We start from the raw sequence: 21617 nt of genomic DNA, 5'->3' as shown, positions 1-21617 counted from the left end.
CCGGCGGCACGGCTGCGGCCGATTGTCGCAGGCACGGTCACGCGTGAACGCATACGATGAGCGTGAATGACCGGTCCCGACGCCCCGTTTCTCCGAACCCTGTGCAGCCTGCGCTGGCTTGCCGTAGGTGGCCAGGCCGCCACCATCCTGGTCGCCACCTGGGTGCTGGGCCTGCCGTTGCCGCAGCTGCCGCTGTGGGCCGGCGTAGCCGTGCTGACCCTGTTCAACATCTACACCCAGCTGCGCCCGGAAGCAGCCGACACCGCGCCACTGACCGCATTCGGCCACATCCTGGTGGACGTGATCATCCTGACCTGGATGGTGGGCTGGAGCGGCGGCATGGCCAACCCGTTCAGTTCGCTGTTCCTGATCCTGATCGCGCTGGCCGCGTTCGCCCTGCCCCTGCGCTGGGCGCTGGCGGTCGCGCTGGCCTGCCTGCTCGGCTACGCCGCCAGCGGCATCTTCGGCCAGTCGCTGCCGGATGGCTATTTCCGCGCGCAGGACCTCAACCGCTGGGGCGTGGTCGCCAATTTCCTGATTTCCGCTGCGGTCGTACTGACCTTCTCCACCCGCCTGGCACTGGCGCTGCGCCAGCGCGAACTGGAACTGTCGGCCCTGCGCGAACGCTTCGCCCGCAACGAGGGCATTGTCGCCCTGGCCACCCATGCCGCCTCGGTGGCACATGAACTGAACACGCCGCTGGCGACCATGACCCTGCTCGCCGATGACGTCGCCGAGCGCAGCGAAGAGCCCGAAGTCCGCGAAGACATGGAAACCCTGCGCGAGCTGCTGGTGCAGTGCCGTGAGCGCGTGCTGGCGCTGGCCGCACCGGCCTCGGCGGACGGCCCGGGCCGGGCGGTATCCACGGCCCAGCAGGTGCTGGAACAGTGGCGACTGGTGCGTCCGACCATCGATCTGCACCGCAACGACGATGCACCGCTGCGGCTGCCGCTGGATCCCGGCGTGGGCCATCTGCTGATGGTCCTGCTCAACAATGCCGCCGATGCCGGCGAACAGGCCGGCCGGCCGCGCGTGGACCTGGACCTGCGCATCGAAGGCAACGATCTGATCGGCGAGGTGCGCGACTACGGCCACGGCTTCGACGCCCGCGCCGCGGTGCTGCCGGGCAAGCTGTTCGGCAGCAGCAAAAGCGAGGGCATGGGCGTCGGCCTGGCCCTGTCCCATGCCACCATCGAACGCCTCGACGGCGAGATGTGGATGCGCCCGGCCCAGGGGGCCGGCAGCCGCGTCGGCTTCCGCCTGCCGCTGACCCCACGCGAGGACACCCCATGAGCCTTCACCACTCCACCCTGGGCCTGCTGGTCGACGACGACGAGCTGTACCTGCGTACCCTGCAGCGCAGCCTGGCCCGCAAGGGGCTGGAAACCCAGACCGCGCAGGACGCCGCAAGTGCACTGGCACTGGCCCGCCAGCATCCGCCGGCGTTCGCGCTGATCGACCTGAAGCTGGGCAGCGATTCCGGCCTGGCACTGATCCAACCACTGCGCGCGCTGCGCGCGGACATGCGCATCCTGCTGGTGACCGGCTACGCCAGCATCGCCACCGCGGTGGAAGCAATCAAGCTCGGGGCCGACGACTACCTGCCGAAGCCGGCCACGGTACCGATGATCCTGCGCGCCCTCGGCGAGGAAGATGACGGCCCGGCCGACGATGGCGAAATGGAAGTGCCGGACGCGATGACGCCGATCAGCCGCCTGCAGTGGGAACACATCCAGCAGGCGATGCACGAGACCGGTGGCAACGTATCGGCGGCCGCACGCCTGCTCGGCATGCACCGGCGTTCGCTGCAGCGCAAGCTGGCCAAGCGACCGAGCCCGGAACGCGATCCCAGCCGGTGATCGCTGCCGGTCCCCGCCGGCTCAGGCCTCCGCCAGTGCCGGCCGGTCCTGCATCGCGCTGGGACGCGGCCCCATCGCATTGGCCCGCGCCGCCATGGTCTCCTGCAGCAGCGGCGAGGGCAGCACGCAGGCTGGGTGCATGCGCAGGAAGCCGTAGACCGCGCCTGCCAGCCCGATCATCAGCCCCGGCGTAAACGCCGCACGGGTCAGGCCACCGACCATGCCCTGGTGCTCCTCGATTGAAGAAACGATCTCGATAGCCGCCTCATCCTGCGGATAGGGACATCCCTCCGGATCCAGCGCAGCCGCCAGCACCAGCAGCTCCCGGGTGGACACATCGCCGTGGCACAGGGTGTGGCTGAACCCCCATTTGCCGCGCGCGTCGGCCACAGCCCGCCGCATGTCACGCAACTGCGCCGGATCGCCGGTACGGGCGTACAGATCCGCAGCGGCCAGACCGATGCCGACACTGCCATGACACCAGGTCGGGAAGTTCTTCTGCCCGTCCTGGAGATGGATGTCGCGCCAGTGCCCGGTATGCGGTTCGAACAGCGCTGCCTGGAACGCAAACGCACCTTCGGCAAGCTGCCGCCAGTCAGCACGCTCCGCCGCGCTGCCGGCCTCCGAGCGCGCCAGCCGCGCCAATGCCCACCCCATGCCCATCGCGCCATGGCCAAAGCCACCGATCGGCTCCCGGAACTGCGGCGTCGGCCATCGGGCGCCCTCGGCATCGACGATCGCCGCATCCTGCATGCGGCGCCCCGCTGCAGCCGCCAATGCCAGCCACCGCGTATTGCCGGTGGCCTCGGCGAGCGCCAGCAACGGCAGGATCATGCCCGACACGCCATCAATGAGTTCGAATTTCACCGGCCCCCGGAAGCCGCGGCGTTCCGCCGCGTCCGCGCAGTGCTCGGCCAACGCCAGCAAGGCTGGCCGCTGCAGCAGATCGTGCAGTGCCAGCAGTGTCCAGATCTGGGAACCCGTACCGACGAATCCGCCATCAATCTCGGCGGGATGCCGTTCGCACATGGTCTGGAACACCGCGATGGCGCCCTCGATGGCCGGATCCAGCCCCGCCACGGCGTCGGCGCGCCCCTGCTCCACTTCGCGACGGTAGGCGGCCAGCGCGAAAGCGATGCCTCCCAGCCCGAAGTACAGGTCAGGCTGCACGGGCTGAACCGTCCACCCGGTACGCGTCACCTCGGGCGTGATCCAGGTCATCGAACCGTCTTCACCATGCACGGCAAGCCGCAGAAGATTCTCCACCGCACGTGCCGCCAGCGTACGTCGGCGCTGATCCAGATCGTCCGCGCGCGGTTGCCGCGCCGCGTAGCTGTAGCCCGACCGGGCCTCGGCGCGGGCCAGCGCATGCTGGTTCAGATCGGTGGCCACCAGCGTACTGCGGATGGTCACGTCTTCCAGATCGATGCGCATCGCGCGCCAGTTGTCGGCGATGGCGCGGATACGGGCCGCATCCAGCTGCGAGGTGAAAATCGGAATATCGCCGTGGCGCAGGTCATCCACTTCGCCGCGGACGGTGTCCAGGTCCGATGGCGCAGCCGGCGACACCGCCGCATTGCGCACCAGCAGATCAATCGCGCGTTCCACCGCCTGGGCTTCGTTGTGCAGCGAGGCTGGATGCCAGAGCATCCGCCCGAGCTCTGCATAGGCCATTGTCGGCCGCCGCACGTCGCGCACCTGACAGCCTTCGAAGCCGGCCAGCAACGGCATCAGTTCGCCCCTGGCATCCAGCGCACGCAGGCGCCCGCTGGCATCGACGAAACCCTCGCTGATGTGGTCCCAGTACAACGAAACATCCGGCTGCGGGCTTGGATGGTTCTGTGCGATGGCGACCTCTGCCTCGACCAGGCCCAGCCGCGCCGGCGCCGTCCCGTCTTCGATGATCACCGGCACCTGCACGCACGGCTGCTCGCCCGGCAGTGCGCCGGCGGCGGACAGGTCCACGCCTTCCATGCCGAGGCCGGTGGTGCGGAACGGCACGATACCGGTCCGCAGCACCGAATTGCGCATCAGCTTGACGGCCGTGTCGTAGGCATCGCCCAGACCGGAGGGTTCGACGTCGATGACCTGCGAGAACACGCTTTCGGCGTCGACCACCACCGGCACCGGCCCGACCGCGATCAGGTTCTCCAGGTGGATGTCGGTCCCGCCCACCAGGCGCAGGATGGCCAGCCAGTGGCCGAGACCGCGGTAATAGGCCCGCAGCTCCTCGTCACCGGAACAATAGCGGTGCGCGGCAAATGCGGCCCAGCCGTGGCTGCCACGATCCACCACGTGCGGCACGCGTACCCGGCCAGGGCCCTCGCCGAAGACGGCGGCAAGCAGGCCATCAAGCGTGGCATCGATACGCAGCGAGCGCGGCTTGTACATCAGCGTACCGCCGTCGAACTGCAACCGCGCCACGGTCCGTCCGCCACCGTGCAGGTCACCGCGCCCCAGCGACACGGCACGCAGCGATCCTGCCGGACTGCCGAGCAGGTCCGTCAGCAGCGCACGATCACGGCCGATGCGCGCGGCCAGCTCCACCACGGCCGCACATTGTCCTTCGAGCATGCGCGACAGCCGCGGCAGCAGCACCGGGTAGCGTCGCTGCAGATGCTCATGGAAGCCCTCGCCGGTGGCGAGGGCCACGAATTCGTCCAGCGCACCGGCGCCATCAAGCGGGCCGATGTCACCACCGCGCGCGGCCGCATGCAGTTCCAGCAACAGCACGCGGTTGAGCTTGAGCTGGGCATGTTCACGAAGCGCCGCATCGCCCTGCTCATGCAGGAGCGCGCGCTCGTCCGGCCGCAGATCGATGGCGGGGTCATGCAGGCCAGCCGCCAACGCGGCGCACGCCTCGGCAAGGAAATGTTCGGTGATGCGCGCAAACGCGGCCGCAGCCGGAGAAGCGGTCATTACGCCCCCTGCAAAGTGTCCAGAGTCTGTTCCAGTCGCCGGCACGCAGCGCAAGCCGCTGCGTGCCGGCTTGGGCTACATCAACAGCACAGGCAGTGATTGACCACCGACATCGTGGTGGTGCATTCGGTACCGCCACCCGTGATCAGGGTGTCGGAGGCCGACGTGAGCGCGGACTCGGTGGCCCCAGCGCCATAGATGAACAGCGAACCCGCAGGGTTGGCGCACCCATCCACATCGTCCGCGCCGTTGAGCCAGCCGGACACAACATCGTCATTCAGATCCATTCGCAATCTCCTGTCATTCACAACATGAGGCGTTGAGAACGTGGATCGATTCCACGTTCCTTCGGATACGGCCAGTCCCTGGCATCAACATCATGCTGCGAGCGATACTGGATGACAGGTACAGCCGCCCGTGCACACTGCATTGGCACGCAATGCACAGTCAAGCTGCGCTGCGGCAGGCACGCGGAAGCGCGGCATGTGCAGCACGGAAACAGGACGGAATGAGTGGCCGCGCAGCCTTCATGCGCGACCGGATCGAAGGCAACCGGCGAGACATGGGATGGTCGGCTGGCGCCGGCGCATCCGCACCCCGTATCAGCCCTTCAGCCGCGCAAGAATCTCGCGGGTCATCGGATCGGCAACCGCCACATCCTCGCCCTGCAGCGCCGGCAGCAGGCCACTGGCCAGCTGCTTGCCCAGTTCAACGCCGAACTGGTCGAAGGCGTTGATGTTCCAGATCACCGACTGCACGTACACGGCGTGCTCGTACATGGCGATCAGCGCACCCAGCGCCTGCGGGGTCAGCGCGTCGAGCAGGATCAGCGTGCTCGGGCGGCCGCCCGGATAATCGCGGTGCGGGTCGTCGCTGCTCTGGCCGTTGGCCAGCGCCTCGGTCTGTGCCAGCAGGTTGGCCAGCAGCGCCTGATGATTGATCGTGTAGGGATCATCGTTGTGCACGCAGCCGATGAAATCGGCCGGCACGATGCTGGTGCCCTGGTGCAGCGCCTGGAAGAAACTGTGCTGCACGTCGGTGCCCGCCCCGCCCCACCACACCGGCACGGTGTCGGTGGTGACCGGCTGCCCATCACGCTGCACGCGCTTGCCCAGGCTTTCCATCACCAGCTGCTGCAGGTAGGCCGGCAGCAACGCCAGGCGCTGGTCGTAGGTCATCACCGCGTGCGTGGCATGGCCCAGCACGTTGCGGTTCCAGATGTCGGTCAGGCCGTGCAGCACCGGCAGGTTGCGCTCCAGCGGCGCATCCAGTGCATGCGCGTCCATCTGCGCGGCACCTTCCAGCAGTTGTTCGAAACGCTCGAAACCGATGGCCAGTGCAATCGGGAAACCGACGGCCGACCACAGCGAATAACGGCCACCGACCCAATCCCACATCGGCAGCACGCGATCGGCGGCGATGGCGAAGGCCTTGGCCGCACGCTCGGGGTTGGCGCTGACCGCGTACAGGCGCTCGCTGCCCCCCAGCCAGTCGTGCAGGATCTGCCCGTTGAGCAGGGTTTCCTGGGTACCGAAGGTCTTGGAAATGAGGATGCCGGCGGTCCTGGCCGGATCCAGCGTGGCCAGCGTGCGCTGCATGGCGGCGCCGTCCACGTTCGACACGAAATGCACGCGCAGGCGCGCGCCGCTGACCGGGCGCAGCGCATCGGCGACCAGGCGCGGACCGAGATCGGAACCGCCGATGCCGACGCTGACCACGTCGGTGACGCCGCTGTCTTCCAGCGCGCGCACCAGCACGCCCATGCGCTGGCGGATCGTGCGCGCGGTGGCATAGGCCTCGGCGGCAACCGGCGCATCGACCACATCGCCACGCAGCGCGGTGTGCAGCGCGGCGCGACCTTCGGTCAGATTGACCTGCTCGCCACGGAACAGGCGGGTGATGGCACCGCCGACATCACGCTCGGCGGCCAAAGCCAGCAATGCCTGCAGCGCCGCGGCATCGTATTTCTGCCGGGCGAAGTTGACGTACAACGGACCGACCCGCAGCGCCAGATCCTGCACGCGGCCGGGTTCGGCGGCGAGCAGGCTGGGGATGCTTGCGCCCTTCAGGCGCTGGGCATGGGAATGCAGCGAGTCGAATCCGTTGTTCGTTGTCATGCGGCCTGGGTCGGGATCGTGTCGTTGGTGTGGGTGATCTGGTTCTTGCCATCAACGTACACCAGCTTCGGCTTGAAGCTGTCAGCTTCCTGCTCGGTCATGCTGGCGAACGCGGCGATGATGATGATGTCACCGACCTGCACGTGGCGCGCGGCGCCACCGTTGAGCGAGACAACGCCGCTGCCGGCTTCGGCGCGGATGGCATAGGTCGAGAAGCGCGCACCGTTGGTCACGTCCCAGATGTGCACCTGTTCGAACTCGCGGATGCCGGTGGCAGCCAGCAGGTTGTCATCGATGGCGATCGAGCCTTCGTAGTTCAGCTCGGAATGGGTGACGGTGGCGCGGTGGATCTTGGTCTTGAGCAGGGACAGGTGCATGGGGGCGCTGCAACGGCAAAGGAAAGAGCGGATTCTAGCACCCGCTTGACCATCGTCAGGGGGCTGCAGCAGGACGCTGAAGGCTGTTCAGGTGCCCTCCCCCGGCGGCGGCGGCGCTGCGTGCCCGGAACTGCCTTCCAGAGACAACCGGAACACCGTATGGAAGGCCAGCCCGGCGACCAGCCCGAAGCCTCCCGCGGCCAGCACCTGCAAGGCATAGCTGATCACATCGAAGGTATCGACGTAGCGCAGGCGCTGCAGCCAGGGCCCCTGGTTTTCTCCCGGCCAGGCGCAGGTGGCCATGGCCAGCGCGCCCAGCCCGAAGCCGACCAGCACGAAGCCGGCCCGGCGCAGGGGCTGCTGAGACTGCAGGATCAGCGCCATCGGCAGCAACACCGCGATGGCATTGCAGACGGCCAGTACGAACATCAGCCCACCACCGGTGAGCGCAGGCATCGGCGTACGCCTGAATTCGAGCGCGAACAACAGGCCGCCAAACAGCTGGGCCGGCAACATGCCTGCCGCCAGCACCGCCAGGATCGAGGCCTGGGCGAGGCGGCCGGTATCAGTGCTGGCGGCTTTCATTTCCGGTCTCCCGTCCGTGGGAAGTGCAGAGGCGCCCGTTGCGGGCGCCCCCAAGCCGCGTGCGGCTCAGAACTCCAGGTTGTCAATCAGGCGCGTCGTGCCCAGGCGCGCGGCGATCAGCGCCACGCGGCCACCGCCGTCGAAGGTCGGCTCGGCCAGCTCGGGCGTGCGCAGCACGGCGTAGTCGACCTGGAAACCGGCCGCCTGCAGCGCCGCCGTGGCGTCGGCCTCGATCTGCACCCGCGTGTGCCCGGCCACGTAGCCTTCGCGCATGCCCAGCAGCGTGCGGTGAATGGTCGTCGCAACCGGTCGCTGTTCGGCGTTGAGGTACTGGTTGCGCGAACTCTTGGCCAGGCCATCCTCGTCGCGCACGATCTCGGCACCGACGATCTGGATCGGGAACGACAGCTCGGCCACCATCTGCCTGATCACGGCCAGCTGCTGGTAATCCTTGCGGCCGAACACGGCCACATCCGGCTGCACCTGCAGGAACAGGCGCGCCACCACCGTGCACACGCCGTCGAAGTGGCCCGGGCGGCTGGCGCCTTCCAGCACTTCACTGACACCCGGCGCGTGCATCTGCGTGGTCTTGTCCACGCCCAGCGGATACATCGCCTCGACGCTGGGCAGCCACACCGCATCGCAGCCGGCCTGCTCCAGCCCGGCCACGTCAGCCTCGGGCGTGCGCGGGTAGCGGCTGAAGTCCTCGTTCGGCCCGAACTGGGTCGGGTTGACGAAGATACTCGTCACCACCTTGTCGGCGTACTGGCGGGCCAGGGTCACCAGCGAATGGTGGCCACCATGCAGGTTGCCCATGGTCGGCACCAGCGCCACGCGCAGGCCCTCGCGCTTCCACTGGGCGATCTGCTCGCGCAGCGCGCCGAGCTCGTTGAAGGTCTGGATCATTGGGCGTAGGCGTGCTGTTCGTCGGGGAAGCTGCCGTCGCGCACGGCGTCGGCATAGGCGCGGGTGGCACCGGCCACCGAACCGCCTTCGGCAAGGAAATCCTTGACGAACTTGGGACGGCGATGGCCACTGTCCAGGCCGAGGAAATCGTGCAGCACCAGCACCTGGCCGTCGCACTGCGGGCCGGCACCGATGCCGATGGTCGGAACATCCACCGCCGCGGTCACTTCGGCGGCGACCGGGGTCGGCACGCATTCGAGCACCATGATGCTGGCGCCGGCAGCGGCCACGGCCCGGGCATCTTCCACCAGCTGGCGCGCGGCATCGCCACGGCCCTGGATCTTGAAGCCGCCCAGGCGCAGCACCGACTGCGGGGTCAGGCCCAGGTGCGAGCAGACCGGAATCTCACGCTCGACCAGGTAGCGGATGATGTCGACCTTGAAGCCGGCACCTTCGATCTTGACCATCTCGGCACCGGCCTGCAGCAGCTGCAGCGAAGCATCCAGCGCGCGCTCCGGGGTGGCATCGGCACCGAACGGCAGGTCGGCCACCAGCAGCGCACGCTGCAGCACACGGGCTACGGCGCGGGTGTGGTAGACCATGTCGGCCACGGTCACCGGCAGGGTCGAATCATGGCCCTGCACGACCATGCCCAGCGAATCGCCGATCAGGATCAGGTCGACGCCATTGGCATCGAAGGTACGGGCAAAGCCGGCGTCGTAGGCGGTCAACATGACCAGCTTCTGGCCATTGCGCTTGGCCTCGGCCAGGGCGGGAACGGTCCAGGGCTTGCTGTCTGCGTGGGTGCTCATGTGCTGATAACCGGGGGAGATAACCCGGGCATTATCACCCTATCGGCGCGATCCCGCAGGCATCCACCCGCATCACTGCATCCTGCACGCGGCCATGGCCGGGAATGGCCAGATCCGGCGCGATTTCGGCCAGCGGCACCAGCACGAAGGCACGCTCGTGCATGTAGGGATGCGGTACCTGCAGGCCGGGATGGTCGAGCACCTGCGCGCCATACAGCAGCAGGTCCAGGTCCAGTGCGCGCGGCCCCCAGTGCACCGCCGGATCGCGCACGCGGCCAAAGCCCCGCTCCAGCGCCAGCATCGCCTGCAGCAGCTCATCGGCCGGCAATGTGGTTTCGACCGAGGCCACCGCGTTGACGAACGGCGGCTGGTCTTCATTGCCCCACGCCGGCGTGGCGTACAGCCTCGAGGCCTGTCGCAGGCGCGTTCCTGGCAGGCCGTCCAGCGCGGCAATCGCCGCGCCCACGGTCGCGGCCGCGTCGCCAAGGTTGGCGCCGAGGCCGATCCAGGCCAAGGTCATCGCTTACTCGCCCGCCGCAGCAGCACCGGGACGTCGACGCCGACGGCGGCGCTTGCGCGGTGCCCCGCTCTCGTCATCGCCGTCTTCACTGTGCATCGCATCCAGCGACGACTCCAGCTCGCGACCGGACTGCGCCTGTGCTTCGCGCCAGAACTCGACATCCACTGCATGCTCGGACGAAGCGACCTGGCGCAGGCTGAGGAAATCGAACGCGGCGCGGAAGCGCGGGTGGGTCAGGGTACGGAACACGCGCTTGCGCTGGCGCGAACTGAAGCGCGACTGCAGCAGCCAGATTTCCTGCATCGGCAGCGAAAAGCGGCGCGGCAATGCGATGGTGCTCAGCTGCTGCACGGTCACACGGTCGGCAGCACGGCGCTGTGCCTCCTCCGGTGCCACGCCCTGCTTGAGCAGGGTCGCCTGCGCGCGGCAGAACGCCGGCCACAGCAGCAGCGCGAACAGGAACGCCGGCGAGACCGGCTCGTCGTTGGCCACGCGCGCATCGGTGTTGGCCAGGCCCTCGACCAGCATGCGGCGCAGCGCACCGGTGCGGTTGGACTTCAATGCTTTGGCGCTTTCCGGGAACAGCACGTCGAGCAGGCCGTAACGCTCAAGGCCTTCGAAGCTGGCCACGCCGTGCCCGGACAGGAACAGCTTGAGCACCTCCTCGAACAGGCGCGCCGGTGCGGCTTCGTTGAGCAGGCCAGCCAGGTGCGGGATCGGCGCGGCGGTGCCCTCTTCGATCTGGAAGCCGAGCTTGGCCGCCAGGCGCACCGCACGCAGCATGCGCACCGGGTCTTCGCGATAACGCTGCTCGGGGTCGCCGATCAGTTTCATCAGGCGCGCCTGGACGTCTTCGAAGCCGCCGGTGTAATCACGCACCGAGAAGTCCTCGATGGCGTAGTACAGGGCGTTGCAGGTGAAGTCACGGCGGATGGCGTCGTCTTCGATGGTGCCGTACACGTTGTCGCGCACGAGCATGCCGTTTTCCATCTCGCGGTCGCCGCTGCCGTCATCGCTGTTGGCACGGAAGGTGGCGACTTCGATGATCTCGCGGCCGAACACGACGTGGGCGAGGCGGAACCGACGACCGATCAGGCGGCAGTTGCGGAACAGCTGCTTGACCTGTTCGGGCGTGGCATCGGTGGCCACGTCGAAATCCTTGGGTTGGCCATTGACCAGCAGGTCGCGCACCGCGCCGCCGACAAGGTAGGCGCCGAAGCCGGCATCGCGCAGGCGATAAAGCACGCGCAGGGCGTTCGGGCTGATGTCCTTGCGGGAGATCGTGTGCTGGTCGCGCGGGATGACGCGCAGGCTGAACGGTGATGTAGCAGAGGAAATGATGTTGGCGCTTCCGGTTGAAGTTTCGGGATTGCCCAATGGCATCGAGGTGCATATACTAGCGCTCCTGCCTCGGCAGCGACACAGTTACGCTCCCTTCGTCTAGTGGTTAGGACGTGGCCCTCTCAAGGCTAAAACAGGGGTTCGAGTCCCCTAGGGAGCGCCAGTCGCCGCAGCAGGAACCGAAAAAGCCCGCCTTGTGCGGGCTTTTCTGTTTTCCGGGGTTTGCAATGGCATCGATCGGCTTGGTCGCTTTGGCGCCTGCCTGCAATCGGCTTGAGCCGGTGGGGTCACCCAGGGCAGGACACGCCGCGAACCCATCCATGGGGGCTCGATGGCGCCATCCTTGGCGCCAACGGTCCTGCCCTGGGTGACCCCACCGACTCTGGACGGTTTCCCGCGAGCTGCGGCAACAACCGACCAGCACTTCGCCGCATCCGCACGCACCATGAAACTGTCAGGAGGGGGCGGGCCGCCCTCTCCAGGACCGTTGGCGCCATGGATGGCGCCATCGAGCACCATGGATGGGCTTTTGCGTGTCCTGGAGAGGGCGGCCTGCCCCCTCACACTCTGGACAGGCAGGCGCCAACGGAATGCAACCGAAGCCAGTCGCCGTCAGCCTTCCATCTGCTCCAGCTCCTTGCCCTTGGTCTCGCGCACGTAGCGGACCACGAAGAAGATCGAGAGGATGGCCGCCACCGTATAGATGCCGTAGGCGCCGGCCAGGCCGATGCCGGCCAGCAGCATCGGGAAGGTCACGGTGATCGCGAAGTTCGAGGTCCATTGCGCGGCGCCGGCCACCGCCAGCGCCGGACCACGGATCTGATTGGGGAACATCTCGCCCAGCATCACCCACATCACCGGGCCCCAGGACATGTTGAAGAACACCACGTAGACGTTGGCTGCCACCAGCGCCAGTCGGCCCATGCCGTCGGACAACTGCAGGCGACCGTCGGCCAGGCTGCCACTGGCGAAGGCAACCACCATCAGCACCAGCGCCACCGACATGCCGACCGAACCGATCCACAGCAGCGGCTTGCGCCCGATGCGGTCGATCAACAGCACCGTCAGCAGACAGGCGCCGATGCTCAGCGCGCCGGACAGCACGTTGATCAGCAGCGCATCGCTTTCCGAGAAGCCCACCGCCTGCCACAGCACCGCGCCGTAGTAGAACACCACGTTGATGCCGACCAGCTGCTGGAACATGGCCAGGCCGATGCCCACCCAGAGGATCGGGCGCAGCTTGCCGCTGACCGTGTCGCGCAGGTCGGCAAAGCGCGGCTTGTGCTGGTCCTGCGCCAGGCTGGCTTTGATCTCGGCCTGCTTGGCCGCCGCAGCGGCCTCGCCGTACAGCCGCGACAGTACCGCCCTCGCCTGCTGCTGACGCCCCTTCACGACCAGAAAGCGCGGACTTTCCGGAATCACCAGCAACAACAGCAGGAACAGCCCCGACGGCAGCGCTTGCATCCAGAACATCCAGCGCCAGGCCTCATGGCCCAGCCATAGCGGCTCGGTCGACGCCCCAGCGGCACGGGCCAGCAGGTAATTGCTGAGGAAGGCGGCGAACAGGCCGCAGATGATCGCCATCTGCTGCACCGTGGCCAAACGCCCGCGATAGCGCGCCGAAGCCACCTCGGCAATGTAGGCCGGCGACATCACACTGGCCGCGCCCACCGCGAAGCCGCCGAGCACGCGTGCGGCAATGAACAACCAGGAGGCGTGTGCGGCACCGGCACCCAGCGCCGAAACCAGGAACATCAGCGCCGAGGCGATCAGCACGCCACGACGGCCCAGGCGATCACCCAGCCAGCCGGCCAGGAAGGCACCGATCGCGCAGCCCAGCAGCATCGAGGCGACCTCGAAACCGAGCGCCGCCTCACTGGAGTTGAAAGCCTGGCGCAGGCCATCGACCGTGCCATTGATGACACCACTGTCGAAGCCGAACAGGAATCCACCCAGGGTGGCCACGCAGCTGATCAGGACGATGAATGCAGTGTTCTCACCGCCATGGGAGGCGATGTTGGGCTGGGCTGGGGACATGGACGATCCTGCTGGGAAGGGGTCCGGCCATCCGACGCAGCCGGCTGACCCGCAGCGTCGCACAGGCCTCGCCCTGCCGCCAATGACCGCCACGGCCGCGCCTGCCAGACGCCCGATTTCCGCCCCGCACCGACACCGGGGGCCAACCTGTTCTAGAATTGGCGGGTTCAGGAATCGATCCACCCCCAGCCCATGCCCTTTGTCGTCACCGAAAACTGCATCAAGTGCAAACACACCGATTGCGTGGAAGTGTGCCCCGTGGATTGCTTCCACGAAGGCCCCAACTTCCTGGTGATCGACCCGGATGAGTGCATCGACTGCACCCTCTGCGAACCGGAATGCCCGGTCAACGCGATCTTCCCGGAGGACGATGTTCCTGCCGGCCAGGAAAGTTTCGTGGCCCTCAACGCCGAGCTGGCGAAGGAGTGGCCGGTGCTGACCGTGCGCAAGGACCCGCCCGCCGATGCTGGCGAATGGGACGGCAAGCCGGACAAGCTGAAGCTGCTGGAGCGCTGAGAAGCGCCCACGGCGGCAACGAAAAGGGCGCCCACGGGCGCCCTTTTCTGTTTTCTGCTAAACGCCAACCGCAAGATCCGGTATGCCAACCTTGCGATCCGGTAGGTGCCAACCTTGGTTGGCACAGAAGCGCCGACCAAGGTCGGCCTCCACCAGAGCGGGTGCGGACCAAGGCCCGCCCCCACCCGACCAGCCCTTACTGCGCCAGCTTCGCCTTCAGCGCAGCGATCAGCTTCACCGGCGCTTCGGCGGTGGCCGGCAGGCCACGCGGGTCGACCGCGGAGATGTAGGCGCCAGCATCGACGGCGACCACGCGGACCAGGAAGTTGCTGCCTTCGTAGGCCACGTCATACGAGCCCAGCAGCTGCGCGCGGCTGGCAATGGTCACACCTTCCACGCCTTCCAGCGCGGTGCCGACCTTGGCGAAAGCCTCGTCCTTGCCACCGGCGATGGTGAAACCGGTGTTGCCCACGGCCGGGGCCGCAGCCGCAGGCGCGGCCGGCTTGGTCGCCGATGCCAGCGTCGGCACCTTGTTGTCACCGGTGGTGGTCGGCAGGTTCAGGTCCGGCGGCACTTCCAGCGGACGCATTTCCGGGGCCAGGGCGTAGTCGCCCTTGACGCCACGCTTGAAGCAGCCGGTGGTACCGGCGGCGACAGCCACGGCAAGCAGGGCGTAGGACAACACGCGGACGGTGGAAACGGATTGACGCATGTGAATCTCCTGGGTCAGACCAAGACGGAAGGTCAGTGGCTGGAAAGGGCTTCGAGGGCGGCGATGTCGCCGGCAAGATGGTCGGCGGCCGGATGATGCGCTGCCGACAGCGGCAGCAGCGGCAGGCGCAGGTCGTGACCGATGCCGATGCGGCGCAGCAGCGCCTTGACCGGGATCGGGTTGGGTTCGACGCCACAGAAATCATGGAACGGCTGCAGGCGCGCATCCCAGGACTCGGTAGCTTCGTGGTCGTGCGCGGCGGCCAGCTCGCACATCCGGCGATAGGCGCCCGGCAGAACGTTGGAACCGACCGAGATCAGGCCATCGATGCCGGCCCGGATCGAACGCGCGGCGGTACCGTCGTCGCCACTGAGCACCGCGAACTTCGGGCTGCGCAGGGCCAGCAGCGCCTGCACCCGGCCGGTGTCACCCACCGCTTCCTTGATGCCAACGATATTGGGATGGCTGGCCAGCTCGGCCACGGTCTCCGGCTGCATGTCGCAGCCGGTACGGCCGGGCACGTTGTACAGCACGACCGGCAGCCCGCCCTGGTCGGCCACCGCGCGGTAGTGCGCGATCAGGCCGGCCTGGGTCGGCCGCACGTAAGGCGGGGTGACCACCAGCGCATGGCTGGCGCCGAGCGCGGCGGCACGGCGGGTCTGTTCGATGGTCTTGGCGGTGCCCGAAAGGCCGGTACCGGCCATGACCGGGATGCGGCCGCCGATGCGCTCGACCGCGCTGGCCAGCAGCAGGTCGTACTCGGCATCGGTGAGGGTTGCCGCTTCACCGGTCGAGCCGGCTACGACAACGCCATGGACGCCACCTTCCAGTTGCAGGTGCAGCAGGCGCTGCCAACCGTCGGGATCGAGGGCGCCGTCGGCCCGGAACGGGGTCGCCAGCGCGGTGATGAGGCCGGAAAGGGACAAGGACGTGCTGCTCTTGGCTGGGAAGGGAAAACGCCCGCCATGAAAGGCCGGGGGCGACTTGAATGTTACTTGCGGCGCGAAAGCACGGGCAAGTATGCTGGACACCGGTGGATCCCCGCCTCTGGCGGGCATTCAGACTAACGCATGCATTACCCGGAATCGCCTTGACCGACACCACCCCGCGCCCCGCGCCGAGCGAAAACCACCTCCTGATCAACGCCTATACGACGCATCCGGAGTCCCCCCTGCTGTCCGTCACCCGCCGCATCGCCGACAGCGGCTGCAATCTGGTGGACGCACGCCTGGCCACGGTCGGCCGCGATGTCTCGGTCACCGCCCTGGCCACCGGCTCGTGGGACTCGGTGGCCAAGCTGGAAGCGATGCTGACCCGGCTCGAGCGCGAGGAAGGCCTGAAGCTGGTCTGGTACCGCACCGCCGCCAAGCAGGCGCAGTCCAACCTGCTGCCGTACATCGTCGAGGTGATCGCCGCCGACAAGCCGGGCATCCTGTTCCAGCTGGCCGATTTCTTCGACCGCCAGGGCATCACCATCGAGAACCTGCAGAGCACGCGCTACCGCGCCATGCAGACCGGTGCGGAAATGTTCAGCGCGCAGGTCACCATCGGCGTGCCGGCCAACATGCACATCGCCGCGCTGCGCGACGATTTCCTCGAGTTCTGCGACCACCTGAACCTGGACGCGATCATGGACCCGATGAAATTCTGATCGGAAGTGCGGATTTTTCGCGCGCCTCTCACGGGCGCGTGGCGTTTCATGCAATTGTCGTAGAAAGAACCCAGGCTCGACAGAAGGACCTCATGAACAACGGCGATACCCTGGACAGCACCACCCTCTCCCTGCCGCTGGCGCTGTCCGGTGGCGAACAGGCCACTCTCGGCGACTACGCCGGCCACTGGCTGGTGCTGTACTTCTATCCCAAGGACAGCACCCCCGGCTGCACCACCGAAGGCATCGACTTCAACGCGCTGCTGCCGAAGTTCAAGAAGGCCGGTGCGGTCGTGCTCGGTGTCTCGCGCGACTCGGTGAAGTCGCACGACAACTTCTGTGCCAAGCAGGGCTTCAGCTTCCCGCTGGTCAGCGATGGCGACGAAGCGCTGTGCACCGCCTTCGACGTGATCAAGATGAAGAACATGTACGGCAAGCAGGTACGTGGCATCGAGCGCAGCACCTTCCTGATTTCCCCCGACAGCCGCATCGTGCAGTCCTGGCGCAAGGTCAAGGTTGCCGGCCATGCCGATGCTGTTCTCGCCGAACTGAAGGCCTCCCAGTCCAAGTGAGTCCCACTGCCTACTGTGTCTGCCATCACCCTGCCCCGCAGCAGGCCGTGGTGGTTTTTCCCTGTCCGTAACCAGGAATCGACGATGACCCGAGGCAAGCGCATCTACGTGCTGGATACCAACGTGCTGATGCACGATCCCACCGCGCTGTTCAAATTCGAGGAGCACGACGTCTACCTGCCCATGCAGGTGATCGAGGAGCTGGACAACGGCAAGAAGGGCACCTCCGAAGCGAGCCGCAACGCCCGCCAGGTGAGCCGCTTCCTCAACGAACTGGTGCAGGCATCGGGCCTGGACAACCTGGCCGACGGCATTCCGCTGCAGCGGCCCAATGGCCTGCAGCTGCGCGGCAAGCAGAGCGCGGGCAAGCTGCGCTTCCAGACCAGCCATTTCGATGCCGGCAAGAGCTTCGGCAAGGTCATTCCGGACAACGCCATCCTCGGCGCGATCCTGGCCCTGAAGGAAGAGACGCCGGATCTGCCGGTGGTGTTCGTTTCCAAGGACATCAACCTGCGGATCAAGGCCGCCATCGCCGGCATCGTGTCCGAGGACTACGAGAACGACCGCGCGCTGGACGATTTCAGCCTGCTTTACACCGGCGCCACCGAGCTGCCGGAAGACTTCTGGAAGCGCCACGGCGACGACCTGCGCAGCTGGAGCGACAAGGGCCGTACCCATTACGAAATCCTCGCGCAGGACGGCGAGGAATGGTACCCGAACCAGTACGTCTACCTGCCCGGCGAAGACGAGGTCGAACTGCGCGTCAGCCGCGTGGTCGGCGATGGCAAGGTGGTGCTGTCGCTGGTCGATGATTTCCGCCACGGCAGCCACGCCGTGTGGGGCATCAGTGCGCGCAACCGCGAGCAGAATTTCGCACTGAACGCACTGATGGACCCGGAGATCGACTTCGTCACCCTGCTGGGTACCGCCGGTACCGGCAAGACCCTGCTGGCGCTGGCCGCCGGCCTGGCCCAGACCATGGACCAGCAGCGCTACCGCGAGATCATCATGACCCGCGCCACGGTCAGCGTCGGCGAGGACATCGGCTTCCTGCCCGGCACCGAAGAAGAAAAGATGACGCCGTGGATGGGCGCGCTGACCGACAACCTGGAAGTGCTCACGCACAACCAGGAAGGCGGCACCTGGGGCCGCCAGGCCACCAACGACCTGCTGGCCAGCCGCATCAAGATCCGCTCGATGAACTTCATGCGCGGCCGCACCTTCCTGTCGCGCTACCTGATCCTGGACGAGGCGCAGAACCTCACCCCGAAGCAGATGAAGACGCTGATCACCCGTGCCGGCCCCGGCACCAAGATCGTCTGCCTGGGCAACGTCGAGCAGATCGACACCCCGTACCTGACCGAAACCACTTCGGGCCTGACCTACGCGGTGGATCGCTTCAAGAACTGGCCGCATAGTGCACACATCACCTTGCGCCGTGGCGAGCGTTCGCGCCTGGCCGATTACGCTTCGGAGGTGTTGTGAACCGCGGCACCCGCCTGCTGCTGCCCGCGGCTGCGATCACGCTCGCAGCCGTGCTCGGCGCCTGCACCACCACGCGCGGCCCGGCCAGCGTGCCGACCGCCGAACGTACCGGCCAGTCCTGGGTGGTCACCCGCCCGATCATCGCCGCGCAGGTGCTCGACACCTGCTCGCGACCCAGCCCCGGCCGCGAGGCCGGGCGGGTCAGCGGCTACTGGGCGCCCAGCCGGCAGCAGGTCGACCAGCTGGAAGCGCGGCTGTCATCGCTGGAGGCACAGGTACCGAAGGTGCTGGACTTCGACCGCCAGTACGTCGGCATCGAAAGCGCCGGCAAGCGGCTGATCTATATCAACGCCTTCCACCTGCCCGACGACAGCGGCATCAATCCGGCACGGGAAGCGATCCGCGTCTGTGACGGCGGCACGCAGTTCTGGGGCGCGGTGTTCGACCCGGCCAACAACACCTTCAGCGAGCTGCAGTTCAACGGCGGCTTCGGCGGGCCCTGAGGGGCCCCGCCGATGGGAATTCGCCTGCCCACCTGGGTCTGGATCGGCGCGGTCGCGCTGTCGTGCGTGGCCGGCATGGTGAATGTCGTCGGCTTCCTCGGTTTCGAACACCAGGCCGTCAGCCACATGACCGGCAGCACCAGCCAGTTGGGCATGGCGCTGGCCCAGGGTGACTGGCGCGCGGTCGGCCACCTGTGGGGACTGCTGATCGCGTTCTCGCTGGGCGCGATGCTCAGCGGCCTGTTGATCCAGGACAGCACCCTGCAGCTGGGCCGTCGCTACGGCGTGGCCCTGGCACTGGAATCGGCGCTGCTGCTGGTGGCCATTCCGCTGTTCGAACAGCACCAGATCTGGGGCGCACTGGCCGCCGCCATGGCCTGCGGCCTGCAGAACGCGATGGCCACCACCTTCAGTGGCGCGGTGGTACGCACCACCCACCTCAGCGGCATGTTCACCGACCTCGGCATCGGCCTGGGCCACCTGCTGCGTGGGCTGCCGCTGCAGGTACGACGCCTGACCCTCAGCGGCCTGATCATCAGCGGCTTCCTCGCCGGCGGCATCATCGGCGCCTGGCTGTTCATGCGCTGGCAGTACGACGCCCTGCTCGCCCCCGCCCTGCTGACCGGCCTGACCGGGCTGGGCTATGTGCTGTACCAGCAGTGGGCGCGCTGGCGGCACTGAGGGTCGCGCTCTGGGGGTCAGATCCCTTTTCCTGCGGAAATGGGATCTGACCCCGCCTAGCGGATGAAAGGCATCCACGCATGGCGTGGATCTACCTTCCCCTGCAGGACCACGGCACAATCGCCTGATGAGCCCGACCACTCCCGTTTCCGCCCTAACCATCGCCGGCTCCGACTCCGGCGGCGGCGCCGGCATCCAGGCCGACCTGAAGGCCTTCGCCGCGCATCGTGTGCACGGCCTTTCGGCGATCGCCGCGCTGACCGCACAGAACACCCGCGGCGTGACCGCCGTGCACGTGCCACCAATCGACTTCCTGCGCGCGCAGCTGGACGCCTGCTTCGACGACTTCGACATCCACGCGGTGAAGCTCGGCATGCTGGCCAACGCCGAAGTGATCCATGCCGTCGCCGACGCACTGGAGAAGCATCGTCCGCCCCACGTGGTGCTGGACCCGGTGATGGTCGCCACCAGCGGCGCACGCCTGCTGGAAGACAGCGCATTGCAGGCCATGCGTGAGCGCCTGATCCCGCTGGCCACGCTGATCACCCCCAATACGCCGGAAGCAGAACTGCTGGTCGGCCGGAAGATCAGCAACGGCGAAGACGCAGAACAGGCCGCCTCAGCCCTGCTCGACCTCGGTGCGGGCGCAGTGCTGCTCAAGGGCGGTCACCTGCAGGAAGGCAATCGCGTGATCGACCGCTATTTCGACGGCGTCAGCAGCGAAGAATTCATCCATGCGCGCCTGCCACTGGACGCGCACGGTACCGGCTGCACGTTGGCTTCGGCCATTGCTGCGCAGCTGTGCAATGGCCTGAGCCTGGCCAATGCCTGCGAAGCCGGCATCGACTACGTTGCACGTGGGCTGCAGCAAGGCTATGCGCCGGGCCGCAGCGAAGTGCTGGTGCTCGACCATTTCGGCGCGGCACCGCACGCATGAGCCTGACGCCACGCATCCTCGCCGTGCAGTGCAACGACGGCCATCGCTACGAAGTGATCGCCTGCGTGCCTGCACATTCCGTCGCGCGCCTGCTGTGGCTGCCGGCACTGGGCGTGGCCGCGCGCCACTACCTGCCACTGGCATTGGCGCTGGCGGCGAAGGGCGTGGCGGTCTACCTGCACGAGTGGCGCGGCAACGGCAGCAGTTCACTGCGCCCGTCGCGCACGCAGGACTGGGGCTATCGCGAGGTACTCGAACAGGATCTGCCAACCAGCCAGGCGGTCCTGGCCACAGCGGATGACGACGCCAGCGCCCTGCCCTGGATCATCGGTGGACACAGTCTCGGTGGGCAGCTGGCTTGCGTGCATGCCGGCCGCAACCCGCACTACTTCAACCGGCTATGGCTGGCCGCCAGTGGCTCACCGTTCTGGCGCGGGTTCCCGCCACCGCGTGGCTGGCTGCTGCCACTGGTCTACCGCTTCCTGCCGTGGATCGCGCGGCGCCAGGGCGTGCTGCATGGTCGTCGCCTCGGCTTTGGTGGCACCGAAGCGCGCGGGCTGATTGCCGACTGGGCGCGCGTGGGCCTGAACAACCACTACGCCGCGTCCGGCATGGACGAAGACCTCGATGCGCAGATGGCGCGCGTGCATGGCAGCGCACAGGCGGTGCTGATGGAGCACGACTGGTTGGCCCCCACCGGATCGATGCAGACGCTGCTGGCGAAGCTGCCGAATGTGGACGCGCAGCTGCGCGTGCTGTCCGCGCAGGAACTGGGCACGCGCGCCGATCATTTCGCGTGGCTGAAGGCGCCGGACGCCGTGGCTGACAGCTTTTTCATTCAGTTGGATGAAAATTTTCACAAAACTGTTGACGGTTCGCGCCGACATCCGCATAATTCCGCTCCTGTCGCAGGGCGCCCGTAGCTCAGTTGGATAGAGTACCTGGCTACGAACCAGGCGGTCGGGAGTTCGAATCTCTCCGGGCGCACCATTACACCGAAACAGCAGGCCTCGCCCTGCTGTTTTTTTATGTGTGTTTTTCGGCAGGGCTGCGCCCTGCACCTGCAGAGGCTTCAAGCCAAGGCAAC

Annotated in this window: 22 protein-coding genes and 2 tRNA genes; 12 read left to right on the top strand and 12 right to left on the bottom strand. The window is 67.2% G+C overall.

All coding sequences use genetic code 11. The features are described 5' to 3' along the window. Positions 1–66: 66 nt before the first annotated feature. On the top strand, positions 67–1293 hold the full coding sequence (locus G5A07_RS16285; RefSeq protein WP_191863615.1) for an ATP-binding protein: 1227 nt from the start codon (positions 67–69) through the stop codon (positions 1291–1293). Then, complete coding sequence (locus G5A07_RS16280; protein WP_012510702.1) at positions 1290–1859, top strand: response regulator transcription factor; 570 nt, start codon at positions 1290–1292, stop codon at positions 1857–1859. Before G5A07_RS16285 ends, G5A07_RS16280 begins: the two co-directional genes overlap by 4 nt. Before the next feature lie 21 nt (positions 1860–1880). Here the strand turns inward: G5A07_RS16280 and G5A07_RS16275 are convergent, their stop codons facing one another. The 9 genes from G5A07_RS16275 to pcnB form a co-directional block, all read right to left on the bottom strand. Next, positions 1881–4778, bottom strand: a complete 2898-nt coding sequence (locus G5A07_RS16275; protein ID WP_191863614.1) for a type 2 lanthipeptide synthetase LanM family protein — start codon at positions 4776–4778, stop codon at positions 1881–1883. Positions 4779–4858: 80 nt separating this feature from the next. Beyond that, positions 4859–5065, bottom strand: a complete 207-nt coding sequence (locus G5A07_RS16270) for a DUF6229 family protein (RefSeq protein ID WP_049483047.1) — start codon at positions 5063–5065, stop codon at positions 4859–4861. A 315-nt stretch (positions 5066–5380) separates the two neighbouring features. Further along, positions 5381–6895, bottom strand: a complete 1515-nt coding sequence (pgi, locus tag G5A07_RS16265; protein ID WP_049453344.1) for a glucose-6-phosphate isomerase — start codon at positions 6893–6895, stop codon at positions 5381–5383. Then, a complete protein-coding gene (gene panD / locus G5A07_RS16260; protein ID WP_005409061.1) occupies positions 6892–7272 on the bottom strand; it encodes an aspartate 1-decarboxylase in 381 nt (126 codons plus the stop codon). Before panD ends, pgi begins: the two co-directional genes overlap by 4 nt. An 87-nt stretch (positions 7273–7359) precedes the next feature. Continuing rightward, positions 7360–7857, bottom strand: coding sequence for a hypothetical protein (locus G5A07_RS16255; protein ID WP_191863613.1), 498 nt, complete (start codon positions 7855–7857; stop codon positions 7360–7362). Positions 7858–7923: 66 nt separating this feature from the next. Then, entirely contained in the window at positions 7924–8763 is an 840-nt protein-coding gene (panC, locus tag G5A07_RS16250; protein ID WP_043402539.1) for a pantoate--beta-alanine ligase, read from the bottom strand. Further along, on the bottom strand, positions 8760–9575 hold the full coding sequence (panB, locus tag G5A07_RS16245; protein WP_019338322.1) for a 3-methyl-2-oxobutanoate hydroxymethyltransferase: 816 nt from the start codon (positions 9573–9575) through the stop codon (positions 8760–8762). Before panB ends, panC begins: the two co-directional genes overlap by 4 nt. A gap of 34 nt (positions 9576–9609) precedes the next feature. Next, complete coding sequence (gene folK / locus G5A07_RS16240; RefSeq protein WP_019338321.1) at positions 9610–10095, bottom strand: 2-amino-4-hydroxy-6-hydroxymethyldihydropteridine diphosphokinase; 486 nt, start codon at positions 10093–10095, stop codon at positions 9610–9612. 3 nt (positions 10096–10098) lie between these two features. Then, complete coding sequence (gene pcnB / locus G5A07_RS16235; protein ID WP_029550838.1) at positions 10099–11472, bottom strand: polynucleotide adenylyltransferase PcnB; 1374 nt, start codon at positions 11470–11472, stop codon at positions 10099–10101. Positions 11473–11524: 52 nt separating this feature from the next. On the opposite strand from pcnB, the gene G5A07_RS16230 reads away from it, so the two are divergent. After that, positions 11525–11599 (top strand) — tRNA-Glu (locus G5A07_RS16230). 449 nt (positions 11600–12048) lie between these two features. Here the strand turns inward: G5A07_RS16230 and G5A07_RS16225 are convergent. Continuing rightward, positions 12049–13473, bottom strand: coding sequence for a sugar porter family MFS transporter (locus G5A07_RS16225; RefSeq protein ID WP_019338319.1), 1425 nt, complete (start codon positions 13471–13473; stop codon positions 12049–12051). Positions 13474–13665: 192 nt separating this feature from the next. Here G5A07_RS16225 and fdxA point away from each other — a divergent pair, with 192 nt between their 5' ends. Then, positions 13666–13989 carry a ferredoxin FdxA gene (fdxA, locus tag G5A07_RS16220; RefSeq protein WP_004153066.1) on the top strand — a complete coding sequence of 108 codons (324 nt, stop codon included), beginning with the start codon at positions 13666–13668 and terminating at the stop codon, positions 13987–13989. A gap of 196 nt (positions 13990–14185) precedes the next feature. Here the strand turns inward: fdxA and G5A07_RS16215 are convergent, their stop codons facing one another. Beyond that, complete coding sequence (locus tag G5A07_RS16215; RefSeq protein WP_010484296.1) at positions 14186–14701, bottom strand: hypothetical protein; 516 nt, start codon at positions 14699–14701, stop codon at positions 14186–14188. Between the two features lie 32 nt (positions 14702–14733). Next, the gene (dapA, locus tag G5A07_RS16210) at positions 14734–15627 is read right to left on the bottom strand and encodes a 4-hydroxy-tetrahydrodipicolinate synthase (protein ID WP_043403360.1); all 894 of its coding nucleotides are present in this window, start codon (positions 15625–15627) and stop codon (positions 14734–14736) included. A 164-nt stretch (positions 15628–15791) separates the two neighbouring features. On the opposite strand from dapA, the gene G5A07_RS16205 reads away from it, so the two are divergent. The 8 genes from G5A07_RS16205 to G5A07_RS16170 all read left to right on the top strand — a co-directional run bounded on the left by G5A07_RS16205 (position 15792) and on the right by G5A07_RS16170 (position 21520). Continuing rightward, complete coding sequence (locus G5A07_RS16205; protein ID WP_005409051.1) at positions 15792–16352, top strand: glycine cleavage system protein R; 561 nt, start codon at positions 15792–15794, stop codon at positions 16350–16352. 92 nt (positions 16353–16444) lie between these two features. Next, the gene (locus tag G5A07_RS16200) at positions 16445–16924 is read left to right on the top strand and encodes a peroxiredoxin (protein WP_191863612.1); all 480 of its coding nucleotides are present in this window, start codon (positions 16445–16447) and stop codon (positions 16922–16924) included. An 84-nt stretch (positions 16925–17008) separates the two neighbouring features. Continuing rightward, complete coding sequence (locus tag G5A07_RS16195; RefSeq protein WP_014036782.1) at positions 17009–18409, top strand: PhoH family protein; 1401 nt, start codon at positions 17009–17011, stop codon at positions 18407–18409. Next, on the top strand, positions 18406–18912 hold the full coding sequence (locus tag G5A07_RS16190; protein WP_019338317.1) for a hypothetical protein: 507 nt from the start codon (positions 18406–18408) through the stop codon (positions 18910–18912). The genes G5A07_RS16195 and G5A07_RS16190 overlap by 4 nt, the downstream gene beginning before the upstream one ends. Positions 18913–18924: 12 nt before the next feature. Then, a complete protein-coding gene (locus G5A07_RS16185; RefSeq protein ID WP_010484284.1) occupies positions 18925–19593 on the top strand; it encodes a YoaK family protein in 669 nt (222 codons plus the stop codon). 127 nt (positions 19594–19720) lie between these two features. Further along, a complete protein-coding gene (thiD, locus tag G5A07_RS16180; protein ID WP_010484282.1) occupies positions 19721–20530 on the top strand; it encodes a bifunctional hydroxymethylpyrimidine kinase/phosphomethylpyrimidine kinase in 810 nt (269 codons plus the stop codon). Then, positions 20527–21453: an alpha/beta fold hydrolase gene (locus G5A07_RS16175; RefSeq protein WP_171954140.1), complete on the top strand. Its 927-nt coding sequence runs from the start codon at positions 20527–20529 to the stop codon at positions 21451–21453. The genes thiD and G5A07_RS16175 overlap by 4 nt, the downstream gene beginning before the upstream one ends. After that, positions 21444–21520, top strand: a tRNA-Arg gene (locus G5A07_RS16170). Before G5A07_RS16175 ends, G5A07_RS16170 begins: the two co-directional genes overlap by 10 nt. The last annotated feature ends 97 nt before the right edge of the window (positions 21521–21617 follow it).

The organism is Stenotrophomonas sp. AS012628 (assembly GCF_010608305.1).
GTDB lineage: Bacteria > Pseudomonadota > Gammaproteobacteria > Xanthomonadales > Xanthomonadaceae > Stenotrophomonas > Stenotrophomonas geniculata.
Note: the sequence above shows the minus strand (reverse complement) of the source record. Positions and strands in the feature narration are given on the sequence as shown.